21 protein-coding genes and 3 tRNA genes are annotated in these 18,772 nt (G+C 68.0%); 13 read left to right on the top strand and 11 right to left on the bottom strand.

Features of this window, described 5'->3' with window-relative positions; genetic code table 11:
* Positions 1 to 119: 119 nt before the first annotated feature.
* The 3 genes from OIE67_RS51225 to OIE67_RS51215 all read left to right on the top strand — a co-directional run bounded on the left by OIE67_RS51225 (position 120) and on the right by OIE67_RS51215 (position 2,403).
* Entirely contained in the window at positions 120 to 359 is a 240-nt protein-coding gene (locus tag OIE67_RS51225) for a type II toxin-antitoxin system VapB family antitoxin (protein WP_326634345.1), read from the top strand.
* Between the two features lie 164 nt (positions 360 to 523).
* A complete protein-coding gene (locus tag OIE67_RS51220; protein ID WP_326634343.1) occupies positions 524 to 1,675 on the top strand; it encodes a sensor histidine kinase in 1,152 nt (383 codons plus the stop codon).
* A gap of 95 nt (positions 1,676 to 1,770) precedes the next feature.
* Positions 1,771 to 2,403 carry a response regulator transcription factor gene (locus OIE67_RS51215; RefSeq protein WP_326634341.1) on the top strand — a complete coding sequence of 211 codons (633 nt, stop codon included), beginning with the start codon at positions 1,771 to 1,773 and terminating at the stop codon, positions 2,401 to 2,403.
* Between the two features lie 32 nt (positions 2,404 to 2,435).
* Here OIE67_RS51215 and OIE67_RS51210 read toward each other — a convergent pair whose 3' ends face one another.
* On the bottom strand, positions 2,436 to 3,008 hold the full coding sequence (locus OIE67_RS51210) for a TetR/AcrR family transcriptional regulator (RefSeq protein WP_326634338.1): 573 nt from the start codon (positions 3,006 to 3,008) through the stop codon (positions 2,436 to 2,438).
* Between the two features lie 92 nt (positions 3,009 to 3,100).
* On the opposite strand from OIE67_RS51210, the gene OIE67_RS51205 reads away from it, so the two are divergent.
* Positions 3,101 to 4,039 (top strand): SDR family NAD(P)-dependent oxidoreductase, encoded by a 939-nt coding sequence (locus OIE67_RS51205; protein ID WP_326634336.1) that lies wholly within the window; start codon positions 3,101 to 3,103, stop codon positions 4,037 to 4,039.
* Between the two features lie 37 nt (positions 4,040 to 4,076).
* On the opposite strand, the gene OIE67_RS51200 is transcribed toward OIE67_RS51205, so the two are convergent.
* Entirely contained in the window at positions 4,077 to 4,520 is a 444-nt protein-coding gene (locus OIE67_RS51200) for a hypothetical protein (RefSeq protein ID WP_326634334.1), read from the bottom strand.
* A gap of 288 nt (positions 4,521 to 4,808) precedes the next feature.
* Between OIE67_RS51200 and OIE67_RS51195 the strand changes: the two genes are divergently transcribed.
* The 4 genes from OIE67_RS51195 to OIE67_RS51185 all read left to right on the top strand — a co-directional run bounded on the left by OIE67_RS51195 (position 4,809) and on the right by OIE67_RS51185 (position 8,303).
* On the top strand, positions 4,809 to 5,318 hold the full coding sequence (locus OIE67_RS51195) for a DUF3885 domain-containing protein (RefSeq protein ID WP_326634332.1): 510 nt from the start codon (positions 4,809 to 4,811) through the stop codon (positions 5,316 to 5,318).
* Positions 5,319 to 5,399: 81 nt separating this feature from the next.
* On the top strand, positions 5,400 to 6,065 hold the full coding sequence (locus tag OIE67_RS51190) for a DUF6000 family protein (protein ID WP_326634330.1): 666 nt from the start codon (positions 5,400 to 5,402) through the stop codon (positions 6,063 to 6,065).
* A complete protein-coding gene (locus tag OIE67_RS55700; RefSeq protein WP_407674809.1) occupies positions 5,971 to 6,354 on the top strand; it encodes a ClpX C4-type zinc finger protein in 384 nt (127 codons plus the stop codon). Before OIE67_RS51190 ends, OIE67_RS55700 begins: the two co-directional genes overlap by 95 nt.
* 242 nt (positions 6,355 to 6,596) lie before the next feature.
* Positions 6,597 to 8,303: an ATP-binding protein gene (locus OIE67_RS51185; RefSeq protein WP_326634328.1), complete on the top strand. Its 1,707-nt coding sequence runs from the start codon at positions 6,597 to 6,599 to the stop codon at positions 8,301 to 8,303.
* Positions 8,304 to 8,676: 373 nt separating this feature from the next.
* Here OIE67_RS51185 and OIE67_RS51180 read toward each other — a convergent pair whose 3' ends face one another.
* From OIE67_RS51180 to OIE67_RS51165, 4 genes are all read right to left on the bottom strand, one after another.
* Positions 8,677 to 9,105 (bottom strand): hypothetical protein, encoded by a 429-nt coding sequence (locus tag OIE67_RS51180; RefSeq protein WP_326634326.1) that lies wholly within the window; start codon positions 9,103 to 9,105, stop codon positions 8,677 to 8,679.
* A 75-nt stretch (positions 9,106 to 9,180) separates the two neighbouring features.
* Positions 9,181 to 9,516: a hypothetical protein gene (locus OIE67_RS51175; RefSeq protein WP_326634324.1), complete on the bottom strand. Its 336-nt coding sequence runs from the start codon at positions 9,514 to 9,516 to the stop codon at positions 9,181 to 9,183.
* A gap of 164 nt (positions 9,517 to 9,680) precedes the next feature.
* On the bottom strand, positions 9,681 to 10,475 hold the full coding sequence (locus OIE67_RS51170) for a barstar family protein (RefSeq protein WP_326634322.1): 795 nt from the start codon (positions 10,473 to 10,475) through the stop codon (positions 9,681 to 9,683).
* A gap of 219 nt (positions 10,476 to 10,694) precedes the next feature.
* On the bottom strand, positions 10,695 to 11,357 hold the full coding sequence (locus OIE67_RS51165; RefSeq protein WP_326634320.1) for a TetR/AcrR family transcriptional regulator: 663 nt from the start codon (positions 11,355 to 11,357) through the stop codon (positions 10,695 to 10,697).
* A gap of 127 nt (positions 11,358 to 11,484) precedes the next feature.
* Here OIE67_RS51165 and OIE67_RS51160 point away from each other — a divergent pair, with 127 nt between their 5' ends.
* Genes OIE67_RS51160 through OIE67_RS51150 form a run of 3 tightly spaced genes read left to right on the top strand, consistent with a single transcriptional unit; the run spans position 11,485 to position 14,377 of the window.
* Entirely contained in the window at positions 11,485 to 12,921 is a 1,437-nt protein-coding gene (locus tag OIE67_RS51160; protein WP_326634318.1) for an aldehyde dehydrogenase, read from the top strand.
* A gap of 15 nt (positions 12,922 to 12,936) precedes the next feature.
* Complete coding sequence (locus OIE67_RS51155) at positions 12,937 to 13,959, top strand: aldo/keto reductase (protein ID WP_326634315.1); 1,023 nt, start codon at positions 12,937 to 12,939, stop codon at positions 13,957 to 13,959.
* Between the two features lie 16 nt (positions 13,960 to 13,975).
* Complete coding sequence (locus OIE67_RS51150) at positions 13,976 to 14,377, top strand: carboxymuconolactone decarboxylase family protein (RefSeq protein ID WP_326634313.1); 402 nt, start codon at positions 13,976 to 13,978, stop codon at positions 14,375 to 14,377.
* A 397-nt stretch (positions 14,378 to 14,774) separates the two neighbouring features.
* On the opposite strand, the gene OIE67_RS51145 is transcribed toward OIE67_RS51150, so the two are convergent.
* The 4 genes from OIE67_RS51145 to OIE67_RS51130 form a co-directional block, all read right to left on the bottom strand.
* Positions 14,775 to 14,851, bottom strand: a tRNA-Phe gene (locus OIE67_RS51145).
* A gap of 5 nt (positions 14,852 to 14,856) precedes the next feature.
* A tRNA-Asp gene (locus OIE67_RS51140) sits at positions 14,857 to 14,931 on the bottom strand.
* Positions 14,932 to 15,031: 100 nt separating this feature from the next.
* Positions 15,032 to 15,104: transfer RNA gene (locus OIE67_RS51135), tRNA-Glu, on the bottom strand.
* Entirely contained in the window at positions 15,105 to 16,604 is a 1,500-nt protein-coding gene (locus OIE67_RS51130) for a metallophosphoesterase family protein (RefSeq protein WP_326634312.1), read from the bottom strand.
* Positions 16,605 to 16,709: 105 nt separating this feature from the next.
* Here OIE67_RS51130 and OIE67_RS51125 point away from each other — a divergent pair, with 105 nt between their 5' ends.
* Both OIE67_RS51125 and OIE67_RS51120 read left to right on the top strand, forming a co-directional pair.
* Positions 16,710 to 17,060, top strand: a complete 351-nt coding sequence (locus tag OIE67_RS51125) for a metallopeptidase family protein (protein ID WP_393274861.1) — start codon at positions 16,710 to 16,712, stop codon at positions 17,058 to 17,060.
* A gap of 109 nt (positions 17,061 to 17,169) precedes the next feature.
* Positions 17,170 to 18,453: an MFS transporter gene (locus OIE67_RS51120; RefSeq protein ID WP_326634309.1), complete on the top strand. Its 1,284-nt coding sequence runs from the start codon at positions 17,170 to 17,172 to the stop codon at positions 18,451 to 18,453.
* Here OIE67_RS51120 and OIE67_RS51115 read toward each other — a convergent pair whose 3' ends face one another.
* Entirely contained in the window at positions 18,454 to 18,741 is a 288-nt protein-coding gene (locus OIE67_RS51115; RefSeq protein WP_326634306.1) for a PspC domain-containing protein, read from the bottom strand.
* Between the last annotated feature and the right edge of the window lie 31 nt (positions 18,742 to 18,772).

The following is an 18,772-nucleotide window of genomic DNA, read 5'->3' as shown; positions in this document are numbered from 1 at the left end:
CAGCCCGCCGATGCCGGCCGTTACTCCCCGGTGACGGCCTCCCCGCGACTACTGCCCAGTAGCAGCTTCCGCTGCGAATACACTGCCCCGACTTCGTACAGACGAGTGAGGTGCCCGCCATGGCGAAAACCGTGATCGACCTCGATGACGAGGCCCTCGCCGAGGCCGCGCGTCTCCTCGGCACCGCGACCAAGAAGGACACGGTGAACACGGCCCTGCGTGAGGTCGTCGAGCGGCGGGGGCGAGCGGAGGCCGTGGCCCGCATGCGTGCCATGGTGGCGGAGGGCGAGATCCTCGTCGAGATGGGCGCCTCACCGCCCCGCACGCGGACGGAGACTTCGACACCATCGCCCGCCTGACCGGGCAGCCCGTGCGCCGGATCGGCTGACCGGCGGCGGGCAGGTCAGCCGATCGGTGGATGCCCCGATCGCCGCCCGCCGACGACGCTCGACCTGTGACGTACATCGACCCCTGTGGCCGTCCCGGCTCCCCCGGTTACGCTGGAGATCATGAGGCTCCGGTGGTGAGGCGGTGGGACCGGGTCCAGGCCGCGCTGCCGTACGCGCTCATCCTGCTGCCCGCGCTGTTCTCCCTCCTGCGCGAGTGGCGGCCCGAGGTGCTGGCGCTGGCGTTGTTCGCGGCGGCGTGGCACTGGCTGCTCGTCACCGCGCACCCCGACCGGCTCGCCCGCCCCTGGGCGCTGGCCGGCTACTTCGCCGTGCTGCTGGCCGTCGTCGCGGCGCTGGTCAGGATCGACACGGTGTTCACGGTGACCGGCGTGGGCACGTTCCTCCAGTGCTTCGCCCTGCTGCCCGGACTGTGGGCGTACGGCGGGGTGGCGGTGACGGTGGGCGTGCTGGTCGCCGCCCGTCCCGTCGCGGGCCGTACGCCGGCCGAGCTGGTGACCTCCGCCGTCGTCGGGGTGCTGATCGCGTCCATGACCGGGCTGGTCTTCCACACGATCAGCGACCAGAACCGGCGGCTGAAGGAGAACGGCGCCCGGCTGGCCGCCCTCGCCGAGGAGAACGCGAGCCTCCAGGCCCGGCTGCTCACCCAGGCCCGCGAGGCGGGAGTGCTCGGCGAACGGCAGCGGATGGCCAGGGAGATCCACGACACCATCGCCCAGAGCCTGACCGCCATCCTCACCCAGCTGGAGGCGCTCGGCGACGTGCCGCAGGCGCGCGAGCGGCTGGAGACGGTACGCGCGCTGGCCAAGGAGAGCCTGACCGAGGCCCGCCGCTCGGTGCAGGCGCTGCGCCCGGCGCCGCTGGAGGAGGCCCAGCTCGGCGCGGCGCTGTCCGGCATCGCCGAGCGATGGTCACGGGTGTCCGGGGTGCCCGCCTCCGTGTCCGTCACCGGCGAGCCGCGCCCCCTGCACGGGGAGGTGGAGAGCACGCTGCTGCGGGTGGCGCAGGAGGCGCTGGCCAACGTGGCCAAGCACGCCTCGGCCGGGCGGGTCGGCCTGACGCTGTCGTACATGGAGGACGTGGTGGCTCTGGACGTACGCGACGACGGAGCCGGCTTCACCCCGGGCGCGTCGGACGGCTTCGGCCTCGTCGGCATGCGCCAGCGCGTGACCCGGCTGGCGGGCACGTTCGAGCTCGAAACCGCCCCCGGTCAGGGCACGGGGATCTCCGCCACCGTACCCGCCATCCCCGCCGACCCGAGGCCGTGACCCATGCCGATCAGGCCGCGACCCCATGCCGACCCCTTCGCGACCCTCTGCCGATCAACGATGACGACCCCACACCCGGCGGAGGCCGTATCCCCATGCCGATCATCCGTCTGATCATCGTCGACGACCACCCCATCGTCCGCGACGGGCTGCGCGGCATCCTCGACACGGACGACTTCGAGGTCGTCGGCGAGGCGGCCGACGGCTCCGAGGCGCTGGCGGTCGCCCTCCGCACCGCCCCCGACGTGGTGCTCCTCGACCTGCGCATGCCCGGGATGAGCGGCGCCGAGGTCATCCGCCGCCTGCGCGAGCAGCAGCCCGGCGTCCACGTCCTCGTCCTGACCACCTTCGACGACGACGCCGACGTGCTGCCCGCCATCGCGGAGGGCGCGACCGGCTACCTGCTCAAGGACACGCCACGGGACGAACTGCGCCGCGCGGTGCACGCGGCGGCCCGGGGCGAGACCGTCCTGTCCCCCACGGTGGCCGGCATCCTCACCCGCAAGGCCCGCGAGCCGGAGCCGCGCACGCTGAGCCCGCGCGAGCTGGAGGTGCTGCGGCTCATCGCGCGGGGGGCGACCAATCGGGAGGTGGCGGGCAGACTGTTCATCACGGAGGCGACCGTGAAGACACACCTGCTGCACGTGTACGGCAAGCTCGCGGTCAACGACCGGGCGGCGGCCGTCGCGGCGGCGTACGACCTGGGCCTCCTCGACCGCCAGCGCTGAGCCGCCCGCGCCGGCCGAAATGAGGGCGTCCGTCACGTCGTGGGCCAGCCCGATTCGAGCAGGTCGAAGACGGCGTTCATGGCGGCGAGCGGGTCCGGCTCCGCGCCGGCGAGCTCGGGGATCTCCAGCACATAGCGGGCGAGCGCGCGAACCGTCATGTCGGAGGAGTCGCGGCCGCTCTCGGCGGCGATGGTCTCGGCCAGCGCCGCCGCGCCGGCGATCCAGAGCTTGCGCGAGTATTCCCGCAGCGCGGGCGTATTGACGATCAGGTCGCGCTTGCGGCGCTGGCCGGGCGGGAGATCGCCGGCGAAGGGCCCGCTGCCGGCCAGGCAGCGGCGCAGCGCCTCCAGCACGGACTGCCCGCTGGGCCGCTCGCGGACGGCGGCGGCCAGCCAGACGTGCCGTTCGGCGCCGTCGTCGAAGATCAGCGCCTCTTTGCCGTCCGGGACGTGCGCGAACAGGGTGGCGATCGAGACGTCCGCCTCCTCGGCGATCTGCGCCACGGTGACGCCGTCGTAGCCACGTTCGCTGAACAGCCGCAGCGCGGCATCGGACAACGCCTGCCTGGTCTGTGCCTTCTTGCGCTCGCGGCGCCCCGTCGCCATGCGCCTCATCCTAGCGAACTTGGAACGACTCTGATTCTGAAGTGACTATACTTTCAGAGTCATTCCAACTATCTCCCGACGAGGAACCGACCATGTCCTTTCGCTCCACCCACCCCTGGGACGTACGGCGCCTCCCCGCCGCCGACGGCAAGAACTTCCTCATCACCGGCGGCAACGGAGGCATCGGCTACTTCGTCGCGGAACAACTCGCCGGCACCGGCGCCACCGTCGTCCTGGGCAGCCGCGACCCCGCCAGGGCCGAGGCCGCGCGGGCCTCGATCCGGGCCCGGGTCCCCGGCGCGCGCGTCCAGCACGTCCGCCTCGACCTCGCCGACCTCTCCTCCCTCAGCACCTCGGTGCGGGCCCTGCGCCTGGACCGGCTCGACGCGGTCGTCTGCAACGCCGGGGTGCTGCTCGACCGCCCGCCCCGGCGCGAGACCCGGGACGGCCACGAGCTGATGTTCGCCACCAACCACCTCGGCCACTTCGCGCTGATCTCCCGGCTGGCGCCCCTGCTCGCGGCCACGCCCGCCGGCCGCGTCGTCACCACCGGCAGCTTCACGGCCAAGTCCGAGACCGTCGACCTGGACGACCTGCAGAGCACGCGCGACTACCGCCCGAAGCGCACGTACGCGCGCTCCAAGCTCGCGCAGATGCTCTTCGGTTTCGAACTCGACCGCCGCCTGCGCGCTGCCGGCGGCACCACGCTGAGCGTGGTGACTCATCCGGGAGGCGCGCTCGACTCCCTCACTCCGGCGCGCCCCGGAGTCCACCACCGCACCACCGCAGAACGACTGCGCGCCCTGCCCGCCGGCCTCCTCCTCCAGGGCAAACAGTCCGCCGCCTGGCCCGCCGTCCGCGCCGTCCTCGACCCTTCGGTACGGGGCGGCCAGCTCTGGGGCCCCCGCACGTTCGGCATCCGCGGCCTGCCCATCCTCGAACCCGTCCGCGGCCACCTGGCAGACGCCGACCTGGCGGCCCGCATATGGACCGCCAGCACAACCCTCACCGGCCTCGACCCCTTCGCCTGAAACTCAGTACGGCGTTCCCGGCGCGCCTAGCGAGCAGTCACGCAGGACACCGGTACCCATCGGCATCCCAGCAGTCATCAGCCGCGGAGACCCAAATGTCCACGTCCGTCGACCCCTCAAGACTCACGCCGACAATCCGCTCCCCGACCTTCTTGCTCAGCTCATACGCCCGGCACCACCCGACACAGTCCCGACTGCGCTCAGAGACCGGCCCGCCACTCCACCCCGCCCGCACAAAGGCGGCCACGACATCCTCCGGCTCCGCATTCGCCACATGGACAGAGACATACGACCCGTAGGACGACGAATCACAGTCATCCTGATCTTCCATGGACCCGCCCATCCCCATCTGGGCCAGAACCGGACTCAACGCGTCACGGACCAGCGCGTTCTCGTAATCCGCCCGTTCCTTGCATAAACCCTCACGAGCGATCACCTCCCACAGCCCTCCGCACCCCGAGCCGCAGAGCACGACGACCACCGCCACAAGCAAGGAGACACACCACCGACCCACCCAAGATCACCTCACCCCATCCTGCCGCAGCGCCTTCAGCCCGATGATCATACGAGCGCACAGTGCCATCGCCGCCGCCTCAACCGGCCCCCGCCGATCGACAAGCCTGCCGCTCCACCGAAAACAAGATCGCCACACAGACTCCTGGGCCCTACTCTGAGCCGCATGCCCGCGCACGAATTACCGGGTTCGGCCCTGCCCGAACTCTCGGCTCTGTGGCGATCCAGGTGGCCGGACTGCCCGCCCATCGGCCACATGCTGTTCGGCGACCCGGATCGCTGGGTGCGTTTCCACAGCCTGCCGAACTCCAAACGCTACGCGCATTCAGAAGCCGAATATCGGACGGTGCTCCACCGCTACAACACCGTCCTGACCGAATTGTTCGCCGGCCAAGAGGTGTACGTCACCACGATCACGTACGTCATGGACGAAGGTTTCACCGACCTCGCCCCCTTCGACGCCCACGCCCTGAATCCCGGCTCCCGCCCCTGGACCCGAGTCCGCGAAGACGACGACTCCGACCCCGGCTGCACCCTGCACATCCACATCGGACGTCACCAGTGGAAGCCAGGCCTCCTCGACCCGCTGCTACGAGCGGTCGCCGACGACGAATGCGGGGACGGCCTCATCATGGACACCGACCTACGCCGCCTCTACCACCCTTACGACGGCGGCGCCGATGTCATCCTGGCCGATTCCCAAGAACGCGACATGCTGAAAGCCGCCCACGCCGACTGGCTCTCCAAGCATCCATCCGGCCTCTGACCTCACCTTCGAACACCAAGCGGTTCAGGCCGAGCTGGGGAGTCTATGGGCAGGCCCGTACGACGCCGCCATGATGAACTCATGCGCCTGCCGCTCTCACCCGACCTCAGGCAAATGCTCCTGGCACGCCGCTACGTCGCCAAGGGCAGAGGCCCGGTACGCCGGTACCTGATGTTGCATGGCAGCGGGTTCATGGTGCTGCTGCCGGATCGGCAGGTGGTGCGCTTCGGCAGGTCTCTGGCGAGGGACGCGCGGCGGATCACCGATCATGATCTCAAGCTGCTGCTGGACTTGGAGTGGCGGTCAGGATTGACCGCGGCATGGTTGATCGGCATGGACCGGCGCACCCGCTTCCGTGACCAGCTCGGCGGGATGCTCCTGGAAAGCCAGGGCTCCTACGCGGCGGACGGCTACTGTTTCGCCCTTGCCCGATTCGGCGAGGACGAAGACGCGGCGATCCTGTCCGCCTATCTGGACCGCTACTTCGCGCGGCCGGACCACGATCACTATCAGACCGATGCGATGGGCGCGCTTCTCCACCTCGATGCCCAGCGCGGCACCGACCACGCCGCTCGCTTCCTTGTTCCAGACGGCCCTTGGGCCCGATCCCCCATGCGCGATGGGGATCCCGCCGAGCAGAAGCTGTACATGGATGAGCGTTGCGCCTTCGCCGACGCCTGCATGTCCGGCCGGACCAAGCAGTGGCTACCGCGACGACGGCATTTCATGGATCACGTCTGGGATTAGCCGACGTACAGCCGGACAGGCGCTTCCTCGTAGACCCCCATCGACAAGGCGGTGCTCGCCTGCTGATCCCACCAGCGTCGCCCTGGCCCACGAGGTCCTCCACCAGACACAGCCCGGTTCCATCTCGCGAACCCACATCGATCCGCTACCGGCAGAAAGCCCACTGCGCTGCTCCTTCTGCCACAAGCCCGCCGACCCTGGGAAGACTCTCGCGGCGGGCCCTGGAGTCCGCATCTGCGACGAGTGCGTACGGTTCTGCAGCGAAGTCCTCGCAGCACGTCCCGAGTAACCCTGAGCAGGCGCTTGGACTGTCACTCCGAGCGTTCACTGTTGCCCGAGCATGGCTATCGCGGTCGACCATCGCTCTGGGCGAGGCCGACAACCCAGGCGGCCATGCCGGGACAGCCGGAGTCGAGGGCACCGAAGGCGATCTGGAGGCACTCATGTGTCGACTGCCTGCGCTGTCGGCGGTCGCACTGAGCGTAACTGAGAAGTCTGGCAAGAAGAGCACTTCTCAGTTACGCTCAGTGCATGGATCATCGGGAAGCGTCGGCGGCGTTGGCGGCTGTGGGAAACGGCATGACAGCAGATGCCCTGGAGACGGAGACACTCGACTTCAAGCTTCCCGGCGAGTCTCACAAAGCTACCTACAACCTCCTGGCCGACGCTCTCGTGTGTTTTGCGAACGCCCATGGCGGGACGGTGGTTCTGGGCGTCGACGACAAAGCGACGAACCGCCATGACGCGCTCCGAGGGGTACCGACGGCTTACAGCTTGGATTCGATCCGAAAAGGCATCTTCGATCGCAGTAGACCCCCGATCACGCCGTTTGCCGAAGAAGTCACCGTCGACGATGTCCGACTGATCCTTGTCTCCGTGCCGCCGGGCGTCATGCCACACAGCAACGCCGCAGGGCTGTCGACCCGCCGTTTGGGGAAAGAGTGCCTGCCCTATCCGCCCGACCAGCAGCGCGAGGTGATGATCGCACGTGGTCAGGTGGACTGGTCAGCCGACGCTTCCAGTGTCGGCCTTCCGGACCTCAGCGCTGTCGAATTCGAAAGACTGCGGCAGATCCTGGACGCCGGCGGCCGCGACCACTTGACGGACCTCCCGAACCAGCCCCTTCTGGAGTCGCTCAGGTTGATAGCGCCCAATGGGAGCGTGACAAACGCGGGCGTCCTCCTGCTGGGGGACGAATCTCTTATCGGCAGGGTCGTCCCGAGCTACGGGTACTCGTATCAGTTCAGGCCTACCACCGGTAGCGAGGCGACCGGCAGGATACGCGGGAACCGTCCACTCATAGCGGCTGTCCAAATTCTGACGGAGGCCATAGAGGCACGTCGGGAGATCCACCCGCTCAACCTGGTCGGTGGGGTACAGCTCCCGCTCACCGATTATCCCAGCGAAGCCGTCAGAGAGATCATCATCAATGCGTTCATCCACCGCTCCTACGAAACCAGCGGAACGGTCGACATCGAGCACTCGCCGGAGCGTCTGGTCATCACGAGCCCAGGTGGCCTGGTAGCAGGAGTGACTCCGGCGAACATCCTCACCTACCCCTCCACCCCACGCAACAGGTTGCTGACGGAGACCGTGTCCATGCTCCAGCTGGCAGAGCGGACAGGACAAGGAGTCGACAGGGCGTACCGTGAAATGCTCCGCATAGGAAAGGAACCACCGCAGTTCGAAGACAAGGGAACCCTGGTTCGAGCGACGCTCGCCGGAGGGATCGGCAACAAGACGTTCGCGCGGTTTGTCAGCGATCTGCCGGCGAGAGCGGGCCGGGATCTGAACGTCCTTCTCACGTTGTCGCATCTACGGCACAGCAGCAGCATAAACGCCCTGAAGTTGGCGGGCATCATCCAACGAACACCGCCAGAGGCGCAAGAAGTACTCGCCGCCATGGAGGATGAATATGGCCTCGTCGAGGCAACGAGCCGTACCGTTCGGCGCCCCTACCCGACCTACCGGCTGCGATCAGAATCCCTTGCGGCGATGTCCCGGTCGGTCACTTACCGTCGACGTTCCATCGACGACATTGATCAGAAGGTCATCGAGCATGTGAAGGAGTACGGCTTCATCACCAACCAGACCGTCCGCCGCCTATTCGACCTCCACGTCTACGCTGCCCGCGACCTGATCAACAGTCTTCGCGACCGCCATGTTCTGGAGAAGATCGGGGATGCGAAAGGCGGGACGGGGGTGCGTTACGGCCCGGGAGCCAACTTCCCCAAGTGACCACCACCGTCGTCCCCGCAGTACCGACACGTCCAGCCGAGCAGGGCGGTCCGCGGTGGAGGGAGCAGCACTGAGACCCAACTGAGAAGTGCGCATGGGATGATACTTCTCAGTTGGGTCTCCGTGTGTCTACCGCCCGCATGTCCACCAGCAGCGTAAGGGCGAGCCCAAGACGTTCTCCTGAACCGACTACCGGGACCTGATCGTGGCCACTGTTCCACGACTTCCGGCAAGCGTGCCGCCACGTTTTCCAGGCAAGCCGACCGGAGGTATGGCGCGCATTTCGAATACGCGATGAACGCTTGACGCGCGCCATTCCCCAGCGTTTAACCAGCCGAGAACTCCGTCTATGGCCGGCCGCTTGTCGCTCCGGTCAGGTCCTTCCCCCGCTCTGCGTGTGGCAGACCTTCGTCGATGAGCTGGAGGTGCACACCTTCACGGAGACCGCCTTGCCTTCGTCGTAACTCCGGTCCCGGAGACCCGCGCCTTCGAACCTCGCCGTTCCCGAGCCTGACACGGTCAGGTACGCCACCACACTGTTGGGGTCGCTGCCGTGGTGGTCCTCGAGCTCCAGCGTCTCCTTGTACGCCCGGAAATACGCCCGCACCCACTCGTTGCCCTTGTGGCACTCGGCCCAGACGTCTCTGCCGCCGTTGTCCGAAGTCGAATCGGAGGAACCGCTGAGGCTGGTGCAGTTCCATGCACTCGCCGACTGAGCTGCCGCCGGCGCGGCCGTCGACAGGAGCGGCCCGGCCATCGCGACAGCCGCCAGTGCGACAGCCGTTGATCTCGACAGTTTCATGAGCTGAATTCTCCCCCGTGGTGCCGTTGCGAACTGTTTTCCTTTCGTGCGTGAACCACGGTAGCGAGCGTCGCTTTAGATCTGCTTTTGAGCCCATTTATTGCATTGAACGGCCGGCGGCTCTTCGCGTTTTTGACGCCATTCGGAGCGAACGGTCCCGCTGCCTTCTCTGTGTGGAGGCCCTGCGGGAACACCGAAGGGAGCTGCTTCACTCTTGGCATGGCCCAAGCTCTTGACCTCGTCGTCCGATTCGCCGCCGGCGGCCGACTCGGACCCCTGCACTGCGGCATGCCCTTGCAGGAGGCGGAAACCCTGATCGGGCCATTCCACGACCGCATGCACGACTCCAAGCCGCGCCGATGGCGGCCCCGTCTTCACTTCTGGGACGACCTTGAGGTCCTGATCTGCCATGGGCTTGTGATCGATATTGGAGTTCCCCCCTGTTCAGGAGACACGCGTCTGCACAAGATCTACAGGTCGGACGACCACATGGACCTGAACGATCATTCGCCGCGGCAGGGACTTGCCACTCGATGAAGCGGCGAAGTCGAACTGCCGGCGCATGAGGCTGACGCTCACCTCAACACGACGCTCACATCGTGCTCGGCGAAGATCGTCTGAATAAGGTCGAAAAGAGGCGGAGCGTCGTCCGTCTCCTCCCAGACCCCTCTCAGCGCCTTCCGCGCAACGTGGGAATCGCTCCAGATCAGAGTGAACGGCGTCCTAGCTCCGAAGCGCCCATACATACAGTCGTCCAGCGCATCGAGGTTCCAGCCGAAATAGCCACCAGGCCCGTTGATGGCTTCTCCGATCGCAAGATAGAAGGAGGTCTCATCGGTGACGTGGGTTCCATCGAGGTGATAGACGCGTCCTGCCGGACGATCGACGCCATCGGCCCTCCGGAAGCGGCTGCGACCGACGATGGTCAGCCATTCCCGCCTGCCTTCCGGCCCATACACGGCCCACTGGGCGGCCTGATCAGGTCGAGCCGAACGCCAGCGCTCCCAGACGTCCCGCGCGCCGGCCGACGGACTGTCGAATCCCCACAGAGCGACGATGTCCACCCGCTCAGGATCGAGTCGCGAGGGCCGCCACTCGATGATCTCGCCCACGCAGAAGTCCACGAGCGGCTCTGCTGCCTCGTCGAGCATCCGAAGCGATAGCGAGTCCAAGGGATTCCTCTGGCGATAGCGTTTTGAACCCGCAAGGTAGTCGCGTAAGCGCGGAGCAAGAAGGCATCCCAGGATCTCCACCGTGAGCTCCTCATCGCTCTCCGACGGCTCGATGAAAATGCCCTCAGCATCGAGACACACCCCAAGAACCTGATCATCCTCATCAATCAGAAGGAACTTCGGCTCGGCGGAATCCATGCACCCCATCCTCACCCACGATCAATGACGTTGCTGTCGCCGTTACTGTCAGGAGACATGAAAAAGCCCCGAACGATGATCCGTTCAGGGCGTTCTTGCTGGTGAAATCTTGTGGTCAGGGGCAGGGTCGAACTGCCGACCTTCCGCTTTCAGGCGGACCGACCGCCCTGGTATCCGTGGTGCCGCCCAAGGCAAGCGGTCCGCTGAACCAGGGGCGGGTCACGCTCGGGCGAGCAGACCGGCGAGGGTGGTCTGCAGGATCTCCCCGTACATGGTGGCGAAGTCCACCCGGGAGCCCGCGAGCCGGGGGTCGGACGTGGCCTCGACGATGGTCGGGGTCGGGTTGCTGAACGACCACAGGCCCACCAGCGCGACGACGGCGTACTCCGTCAGCGTGAGAGCGTCACCCGCGCCGAGGGCCGGCACCCGCTCCCTGACCAGCCCCGCCAGCCGGGTGCGGTGCTCCAGGTCGGTGAACTTGTAGGCGCGCACGGTGCCGGCGGAGACGTTCCGCTCCAGGACGGTCGGCAGCAGGCTCCACAGCTGGCACAGGACCGGCCGGGCGGCGAGCGAATCGGCCCAGGCCCGCATCACCTGGTCGGGCTCGCACGGCGCGGCCGGCCACTCATCCGCCAGCGCGTCGAGCCAGGCCAGCCGGAGCCTGGCGAGCAGCCCTAGGAAGACGCCCTCCCGGCTCTCGAAATAGCGCACCACATGCGTCTTGGACACCCCGAGCCGGCGCGCCAGCTCCCGGAGGCTGATCTCGTCGGCGGGCATCTCGGCCAGCAGTGCCTCGGCGGCGTCCAGGATCTCCTGCTTGCGGAGCTCCCGGTGCTCGGGCCGCCTGGCCCGCTGGAAGGACGGCGCCTCCATCTCGTCCATCGAACCTCCTCGCGCACCGCGGATCATGGCAGCTCCCACATTAGCGGTCCATCGGACATTTGATACGTGTCCACTGGACCGCTATAGTCATAAAGGTCCAGTGGACACGCATATGAGGAGCCTTTCCGTGATCACTTACCCGAACCTGTACGTCGGCGGCCAGTGGGTCGCCCCGGCCACCGCGGACGTCCTGGAGGTGCGTTCCCCGCACGACCGCTCGCTGGTCGGGACCGCGCCGCACGCCGCCCCCGCCGACGTCGACCGCGCGGTCGCCGCCGCCCGCCGGGCGTTCGACGAGGGCCCCTGGCCCCGGATGAGCCCGCAGGAACGGAGCGCCGTCATGGAGCGGTTCTCCAAGCTCTACGCGGTCCGCGCCGAGGAGTTCGCGGCCCTGGTCGCCGCCGAGAACGGCTCGCCGCTGTGGTTCACCCACTGGACGCACCTGCAGTCCCTCCCGGAGATGACGGAGGCGTACGTGCGCGCCGCCGCCGCTCTCGGCTGGGAGGAGGAGGTGGGCGCCGTCGGCGACGCCACGACGCGGCTGCGCCGGGAACCCGTCGGCGTGGTGGCGGCGGTGATCCCGTGGAACGCTCCACATCAGTCGGCCCTGGTCAAGCTGGTTCCCGCGCTGCTCGCCGGCTGCACGGTCGTCCTGAAGGCCTCCCCGGAGACGGCGCTGGACGCCCTGGCGCTCGCCGAGGTCTTCGACGCGGCCGGGCTGCCCGAAGGCGTGGTGAGCATCCTGCCCGCGGGCCGCGAGACCAGCGAGTACCTGGTCGCCCACCCCGGCGTCGACAAGATCGCCTTCACCGGCTCCACCGCGGCCGGCCGGCGCATCGCCTCCGTCGCCGGGGAGCAGCTCAAGCGGGTCAGCCTGGAGCTGGGCGGCAAGTCTGCCTCGATCATCCTTGAGGACGCCGACCTGACGGCGGTCGTGGCAGGCCTTAGGGCCCTGTCGCTGGGCAACAACGCCGAGAACTGCGTGGCCCACACCCGCATCCTCGCCCCGCGCAGCCGCTACGACGAGGTCGTCGCGGCGCTGGCCGCCATGATGGAGGACGTCCGGGTCGGCGACCCCTCCGACCCCGAGACCTTCATCGGGCCCATGGTCCGCGCCGACCAACTGGAGCGGGTGCGCTCCTACATCGAGCTCGGCATCGCCGAAGGCGCCCGGATGGTGACCGGCGGACTCGAGACCCCTGACGGGCTGGAGGGCGGGTACTACGTCCGCCCGACGCTGTTCGCCGACGTCGACAGCGGCATGCGGATCTCCCGTGAGGAGATCTTCGGCCCGGTCCTGGTCGTCATCCCGTTCGACGACGAGGACGACGCGGTCCGCATCGCCAACGACTCCGAGTACGGCCTCGGCGGCGGCGTCTGGGCCGCCGACCGCGAGCACGGCATCGAGGTCGCCCGCAGGGTCCGTACCGGGTGGATGATCGTCAACGGCGCCGCGCCGACCTTCGACGGCGCCTTCGGCGGCTACAAGAGCAGCGGCATCGGCCGCGAGTTCGGCGTCGCCGGCCTCGCCCAGTACGTCGAGTACAAGACCATCGCAGCCTGACGAGGAGGAACCATCATGCGGGAAGCCCGTGTCACCCTTGGACACACCGACATCTCCGTCCGGCCGATCGGCCTGGGCTGCATGGGGATGTCCCAGTTCTACGGCGACGCCGACGAGGCCGAGTCCGTCGCCACGATCCACGCCGCAGTCGAGGCCGGCATCGACTTCTTCGACACCTCCGACATCTACGGCGCCGCCGGCGCGGCCACCGGCCAGTCCCAGAAGGGCTTCGGCCACAACGAGGAACTGCTCGGCCGCGCTGTGCGCGGCCTGCGCGACCGGGTGGTGCTGGCGACCAAGTTCGGGGCGCGGCCCTTGGAGGAGGGCGGGGTGGTCTACGACGGCCGCCCGGAGTACGTGGCCGCCGCCTGCGAGGCCAGCCTGCGCCGCCTCGGCCTCGACCACATCGACCTCTACTACGTCCACCGCCACGACACCACCGTGCCGATCGAGGACACCGTTGGCGCGATGGCCGAGCTGGTGACCGCGGGCAAGGTGCGCGCGATCGGGCTCAGCGCGGTCGGTCCGGACATCCTGCACCGGGCGTCTGCCGTGGCGCCGATCTCGGCCCTCCAGAGCGAATACTCGCTCTGGGCCCGCGAGGTGGAGCAAGAGGTGCTGCCCGCCTGCCGCGAGCTGGGCATCACCTTCGTCCCGTACAGCCCCCTGGGGCGGGCCGCGCTCGCCGGGCGCTTCACTCGCGAGACCGCGTTCACCAGTGACGACTTCCGCTCGACCCTGCCCAAGTTCCAGATGGAGAACTTCGCGGACAACCTCCGCCTCGTCGAGGGGCTGAAGGCGTTCGCCGACGAGCGGGGACACGCCCCGGGCCAGGTCGCCCTGGCCTGGCTGCTCGCCCAGCCGTACGACATCGCGCCCATCCCCGGCACGAAACGGGCGGAGTACGCGCGCCAGAACGCCGCCGCCACCGCCGTGCCGCTGAGCGCGGACGACGTCGCCCACCTGTCGGGCCTGTTCGCCCCCGCGCGGGTACGCGGCGGGCAGTACGGCGAGCTCAGCGCGCGTCCCCAGCACTGATCCGGAAGGCATCACCATGACCGACACCCTGCGGGAACCCGGCTACGAGGCAGCGCTCGACACCGCCGCGCACCTGCTCGGCAGGAGACTGGAGCCGTTCCTGAACCCCGGTCCCGGCGAGCCCGCCAACGCCGCCGACTTCATGCGCCTGGCCACCCGGCACACCTTCGGCGACGCGTGGCCGCGCACCGACGTCCTCGACACCCGCACCCGCGCCCTCGTCTCCGTGACGATCGCCGCGACCCTGGGCACGCTCGAGCCGCTGCGCGGGCAGCTGCGCATCGCGCTCAACAACGGCGTCACCCCGGAGGAGATCGTGGAGGCGTTCGTGCACATCGAGGCGTACGCGGGCGCGGCCCGGGCGTTCGACAGCTATCGCGTCGCCCGTGAGGTCTTCCAGGAGGCCTGCGGAGCATGAGCCCGTTGACGGGGGCGCCTCATGATCACGCTCTACAAGTAGAGCACGGGCGAACACCCGGGCCAGTTCGGCTCTGCGTGAGCAGGTCCGATCTTGGTCCGGGGTTAGGGGTAAGTGCAGCCACTTACCCCTAACAGCAGCTGACGGCCTGTCCTGTGATCTTGAAGCTGGTCGCATTGGTCAGCTCGGCTTGTGAACCGCACTTGGAGACACGCCGCCTCCGCTGGCTCAGCGCCTGCCACAAGTCGATCTCCAACCAGGCGGGTAAGCGTGGGCCTTACTTCGGCCCTTCAGATGAAAGCCCTCAGGTGCTTCCCACGTGCTGTCACTGTTGCTGTCAGCGAAAACCAAAAGCCCCGAACGATAAGCCGTTCGGGGCATTCTTGCTGTTCAATGCTGGTGGTCAGGGGCAGGGTCGAACTGCCGACCTTCCGCTTTTCAGGCGGACGCTCGTACCAACTGAGCTACCTGACCCAGAGCGGTCCTGACGGGACTTGAACCCGCGACCTCCACCTTGACAGGGTGGCGAGCACTCCAAACTGCTCTACAGGACCTTGCGTGGTGTTGCGTTTCTTGCTGTTTGCGCTCGCTTAGCTTACCAGCTCTTCGGTGGCCTTAGACCATCCGTTTTGCGGGTGCGCCAGGCGCTCGCAGTGCCCCCAACGGGATTCGAACCCGTGCCGCCGCCTTGAAAGGGCGGTGTCCTAGGCCGCTAGACGATGGGGGCTCAGGATTCCCTGTCGCCTTCCGTCGGAGACCTCTGAAGCATAGGGGACGATCGCCCCTGATGCCAAAGCGGCGGGCCCGCGGCCGGTGACCGGGCGCCAGTGATCGTTCCCGTTGGCGACGGGGCGGTCGTTGGCTCTGGGGAAATCATACGTTGTGGGTCGGGCTCCACGTGACGTTGGATGTAGACCGACTGCTCCCCGAGCCCGCCGAGAGTGATGTCGTCCCACGCCTGCAGCCGTTTGGTCTCCTTGTCGAAGTACAGGACGGACGCCTGTACGGGGGTCGGCTGGGCGTGTTCGAGCGCGCGCAGGCCGGCTCCGCCGGTCGAGCCCTGGATGAGCATGCGGGTGCCGGTCGGGAACATGTTCGTCCGGCGTTCGTGGGTGTGTCCGGCCAGGATCATGGGGGCCGCGCCCGAGAAGCCCTTGCCGACCTCCCCGTCGTGTACGGCGATCACGTCCGCCTTCTTGACCTTGGGCACATGGGAGCGGCCGAAGCGGGCCAGCGCCTGCGGGTCGCCGGCGACGTTGACCGATTTGTCGGGGGTGAAGCGGGGGTCCCCGAGGCCGTAGATGGTCAGGCCCGCCACCTTCCTGGTCTGGTCGTCGAGGACGATGGCGTTCTTCTGCTTCTCGACGGCCTTCTGGGTCGTCATCGAGTCGTGGTTTCCGCGGATGAACACGTACGGGACCTTCAGCGTGCCGATCTCGTCGACGAACTTGTTCTCCGCCTTGGTGCCGTGGTCGGAGATGTCGCCCGTGTCGACGATCAGGTCCACGGCGAACTGGTCCTTGAGCGAGCGGATGACGTTCCAGGCGATGGGGTTGATGTGGATGTCGGAGACGTGCAGGACGCGGATGGTCTTGGGGTTGGCGTCGTACAGGGGCAGGTTCGAGACGGTGTCGTAGAGCTTGGAGACGTTCGTGACGAGTTTGGTGAGCTGCGACCGGTACGACTCGAACTTGCTGACGATCGACTCCGCGCTGCCCACGAGCGAGGGCGCGGCGGCGATCAGGCCCGAGTAGCGCGGCTCGACGAGCGAGTTCGGGCGGAACGTGAGCGCGGCGAGGGCTCCGGTGACGGCCAGGGCCACAGAAGCCGCCAGAAGGCCCATCAGCGCCACTTTCGGACGTCTGAAGACCATCAGCACGGCGAGCAGGGCTCCGGCCCCGGCACAGAGCAGCGAGCGGATGACGAGGGCGCGCACGCCGTCGAGGAGATCGTCCTCGATCACGCCGGGCAGGCGGTCGGCCAGGCGCGGGTCCTCCAGGAGCGATTTGGCACGTTCCTGGTCGATGTTCTCGAGCGTGATGCGCAGCCGCAGTGGCGCGTCATGGGTGCGGAAGGTGAGGGTGCCGAGCGGGCTGGCGTCGACGACCGTCTCGCCGCCCCAGGCCGGCCGCAGCGACATTCCGGTCTCCACCGGACCCACCTGCGTACGTACAGTGCCGCTGAGGAAGATGCCGAGCCAGGCGCCCACGGCGGCCACGAGGAGCACGGCGGCGATCCTCGCCGCCCGTGACGCCCCTCGTGAGCGAATGACTGCCTTTGCCCTGTGCGCGAACTTCATACAGATTCTTGCTTACCCCACCGGCGGGGCAGAATGGCAAGTGTGATCGAGGTTTCGCGGGAGAGATTCGAGGAACTCGTGGCCGAGGCATTGGACACGATCCCTCCGGACCTCACGCGCGCCATGAGCAACGTCGTCGTCACGGTCGTCGATGACCCGCCGGAGCCCCACCTGCTCGGCCTGTACACCGGTATCCCCCTCACCGAACGTGGCGACTGGTACTCCGCTGTCCTGCCCGACCGGATCGAGATCTACCGCAATCCGATATGCCAAATATGTGCTACCGAAGAGGACGTGATCGACGAGGTCCGCATCACGGTCGTGCATGAGGTCGGGCATCACTTCGGCATCGACGACGCCCGGCTTCACGAATTGGGCTGGTAACCCTTTGCTTTTGGTTGGCTGCTTTGGGTTGCGGCCGACCCTATGTTCGGGCACCTTAGGTGACATAGCGAGCACCCTGCGTCAGGTACAGCGGAGTCCAATGGGGGCCATGCGGGCGAGACGGCCGCCGGGACGGCATCGCCGTGCCGGACAAGAACGACAAGTCACATATCGAGAGGTCATCGCCGTCAGGGAGTTCCGGGCGCTCTGGTACGGCCAGGGCCTCTCACTCCTCGGCGACCAGCTCGCGCAGGTGGCGCTGGCCGTGCTCGTCTACGATCGCACGGGCTCACCCCTGGCCACGGCCGCCGTCTACGCGCTGACCTATCTGCCCGGCATCGTCGGCGGGCCGCTGCTGGCCGGCCTGGCCGACCGCTTCGCGCGCCGGGGCGTCATGCTGGCCTGCGACCTGCTGCGGGCCGTGCTGGTGGGCGTGATGGCGGTGCCGGGCGTGCCGTTCTGGGCGCTGTGCGCGCTCGTCTTCCTGGTGGTGCTGCTCAGCGCCCCCTTCTCGGCCGCGCGGGCGGCGCTGCTGCCGGAAGTGCTCGAAGGCGACGCGTACGTCATGGGCTCGGCCCTGCAGAACATGACCAACCAGGCCGTGCAGATGCTCGGTTTCGCGGCCGGCGGAGCGCTGATCGCCACGATGGGCCCGTACCGGGCGCTGGCCCTCGACGCGGCCACGTTCCTCGGATCGGCGCTGATCCTGGTCTCGGGCGTACGCCGCCGCCCCGCCGCCCAGCCCGATGGCGCCAAGCCGTCCATGTGGACGATGACCAAGGGCGGAGCCCGGCTGGTCTTCGGGTCGCGCAAACTGCGCACGCTGGTGCTGTTCGCCTGGCTCTGCGGCTTCTACATCCTGCCCGAGGGCCTGGCCGCCCCCTACGCCGCCGCCCTGCACACCGGCGCCCTGCCGGTGCCCGTGATCACCGGGCTGCTGATGGCGGCCATGCCGGCCGGGACGGTGGTGGGCGCGTTCCTGTTCAGCAGGTTCGTCTCGCCGCCGAGGCGGCTGCGGCTCATGGGGTGGATGGCCATGCTGAGCTGCGCGCCCCTGATCGTCACCGCGATCCGGCCGCCGCTGGCCGTGGTGCTGGCGGCGTGGGTTCTGTCCGGGATCGGTGGGGCGTACCAGCTCGCGGCCAATGCGGCTTTTGTTCAGTCCGTACCGCCTGAGCGTCGCGCTCAGGCGTTCGGCCTCGTGCAGTCGGGGCTGATGACCGTGCAGGGGATCGGCATCCTGGTGGGCGGTTTCGCGGCGGAGAGACTCGGCCCCGAGCCGGTGGTCGCGCTGGCGGGGATCGCCGGGGTGATCAGCGCGGCCGTGCTCGCCATGGTCTGGACCGAGTCTCGTGACAAGGCCGCCCGGATGAGTGCCCAGGCCACCGCCTGATCACTGCTGGGGCTTCTGCTCGCCGCTCCAGTCCGTCGCCGACCGGTTGGCCTGCTGCTTGTTGATCAGGTCCTGGACGATCGAGGTGTCGTGGTCCTCGTCCGGCATGAGGAGCCAGCCGACCGCGTAGACGCCGACGCCGAGGCCGCCGAACAGGGTCGCGATCGCCAGCGCGATCCGTACCAGGTTGGCGTCGATCCCGACGTACTCGCCGATGCCCGAGCAGACGCCCGCGATGATCCGGCCCTTGTGCGTCCGGCGCAGCTTCTTGACGTTGTATTCGCTCATGCCTCAAGACTGCCCGCCGGGCCGGTGTTCG

The sequence above is a fragment of the Nonomuraea fuscirosea genome, assembly GCF_035917475.1.
GTDB lineage: Bacteria > Actinomycetota > Actinomycetes > Streptosporangiales > Streptosporangiaceae > Nonomuraea > Nonomuraea fuscirosea.
The sequence above is the reverse complement of the archived record's forward strand: the minus strand, read 5'-3'. Positions and strand labels throughout refer to the sequence as shown.

Excerpts from the sequence above, each read along its gene's own strand:
- OIE67_RS51225 (WP_326634345.1), top strand. The coding sequence starts at position 120 with ATGGCGAAAACCGTGATCGACCTCGATGACGAGGCCCTCGCCGAGGCC.
- OIE67_RS51215 (WP_326634341.1), top strand. The coding sequence starts at position 1,771 with ATGCCGATCATCCGTCTGATCATCGTCGACGACCACCCCATCGTCCGC.
- OIE67_RS51210 (WP_326634338.1), bottom strand. The coding sequence starts at position 3,008 with ATGGCGACGGGGCGCCGCGAGCGCAAGAAGGCACAGACCAGGCAGGCG.
- OIE67_RS51205 (WP_326634336.1), top strand. The coding sequence starts at position 3,101 with ATGTCCTTTCGCTCCACCCACCCCTGGGACGTACGGCGCCTCCCCGCC.
- OIE67_RS51195 (WP_326634332.1), top strand. The coding sequence starts at position 4,809 with ATGCTGTTCGGCGACCCGGATCGCTGGGTGCGTTTCCACAGCCTGCCG.
- OIE67_RS51190 (WP_326634330.1), top strand. The coding sequence starts at position 5,400 with ATGCGCCTGCCGCTCTCACCCGACCTCAGGCAAATGCTCCTGGCACGC.
- OIE67_RS55700 (WP_407674809.1), top strand. The coding sequence starts at position 5,971 with ATGAGCGTTGCGCCTTCGCCGACGCCTGCATGTCCGGCCGGACCAAGC.
- OIE67_RS51185 (WP_326634328.1), top strand. The coding sequence starts at position 6,597 with ATGGATCATCGGGAAGCGTCGGCGGCGTTGGCGGCTGTGGGAAACGGC.
- OIE67_RS51180 (WP_326634326.1), bottom strand. The coding sequence starts at position 9,105 with ATGAAACTGTCGAGATCAACGGCTGTCGCACTGGCGGCTGTCGCGATG.
- OIE67_RS51175 (WP_326634324.1), bottom strand. The coding sequence starts at position 9,516 with ATGGCAGATCAGGACCTCAAGGTCGTCCCAGAAGTGAAGACGGGGCCG.
- OIE67_RS51170 (WP_326634322.1), bottom strand. The coding sequence starts at position 10,475 with ATGGATTCCGCCGAGCCGAAGTTCCTTCTGATTGATGAGGATGATCAG.
- OIE67_RS51165 (WP_326634320.1), bottom strand. The coding sequence starts at position 11,357 with ATGGACGAGATGGAGGCGCCGTCCTTCCAGCGGGCCAGGCGGCCCGAG.
- OIE67_RS51155 (WP_326634315.1), top strand. The coding sequence starts at position 12,937 with ATGCGGGAAGCCCGTGTCACCCTTGGACACACCGACATCTCCGTCCGG.
- OIE67_RS51150 (WP_326634313.1), top strand. The coding sequence starts at position 13,976 with ATGACCGACACCCTGCGGGAACCCGGCTACGAGGCAGCGCTCGACACC.
- OIE67_RS51125 (WP_393274861.1), top strand. The coding sequence starts at position 16,710 with ATGGCAAGTGTGATCGAGGTTTCGCGGGAGAGATTCGAGGAACTCGTG.
- OIE67_RS51120 (WP_326634309.1), top strand. The coding sequence starts at position 17,170 with ATGCGGGCGAGACGGCCGCCGGGACGGCATCGCCGTGCCGGACAAGAA.
- OIE67_RS51115 (WP_326634306.1), bottom strand. The coding sequence starts at position 18,741 with ATGAGCGAATACAACGTCAAGAAGCTGCGCCGGACGCACAAGGGCCGG.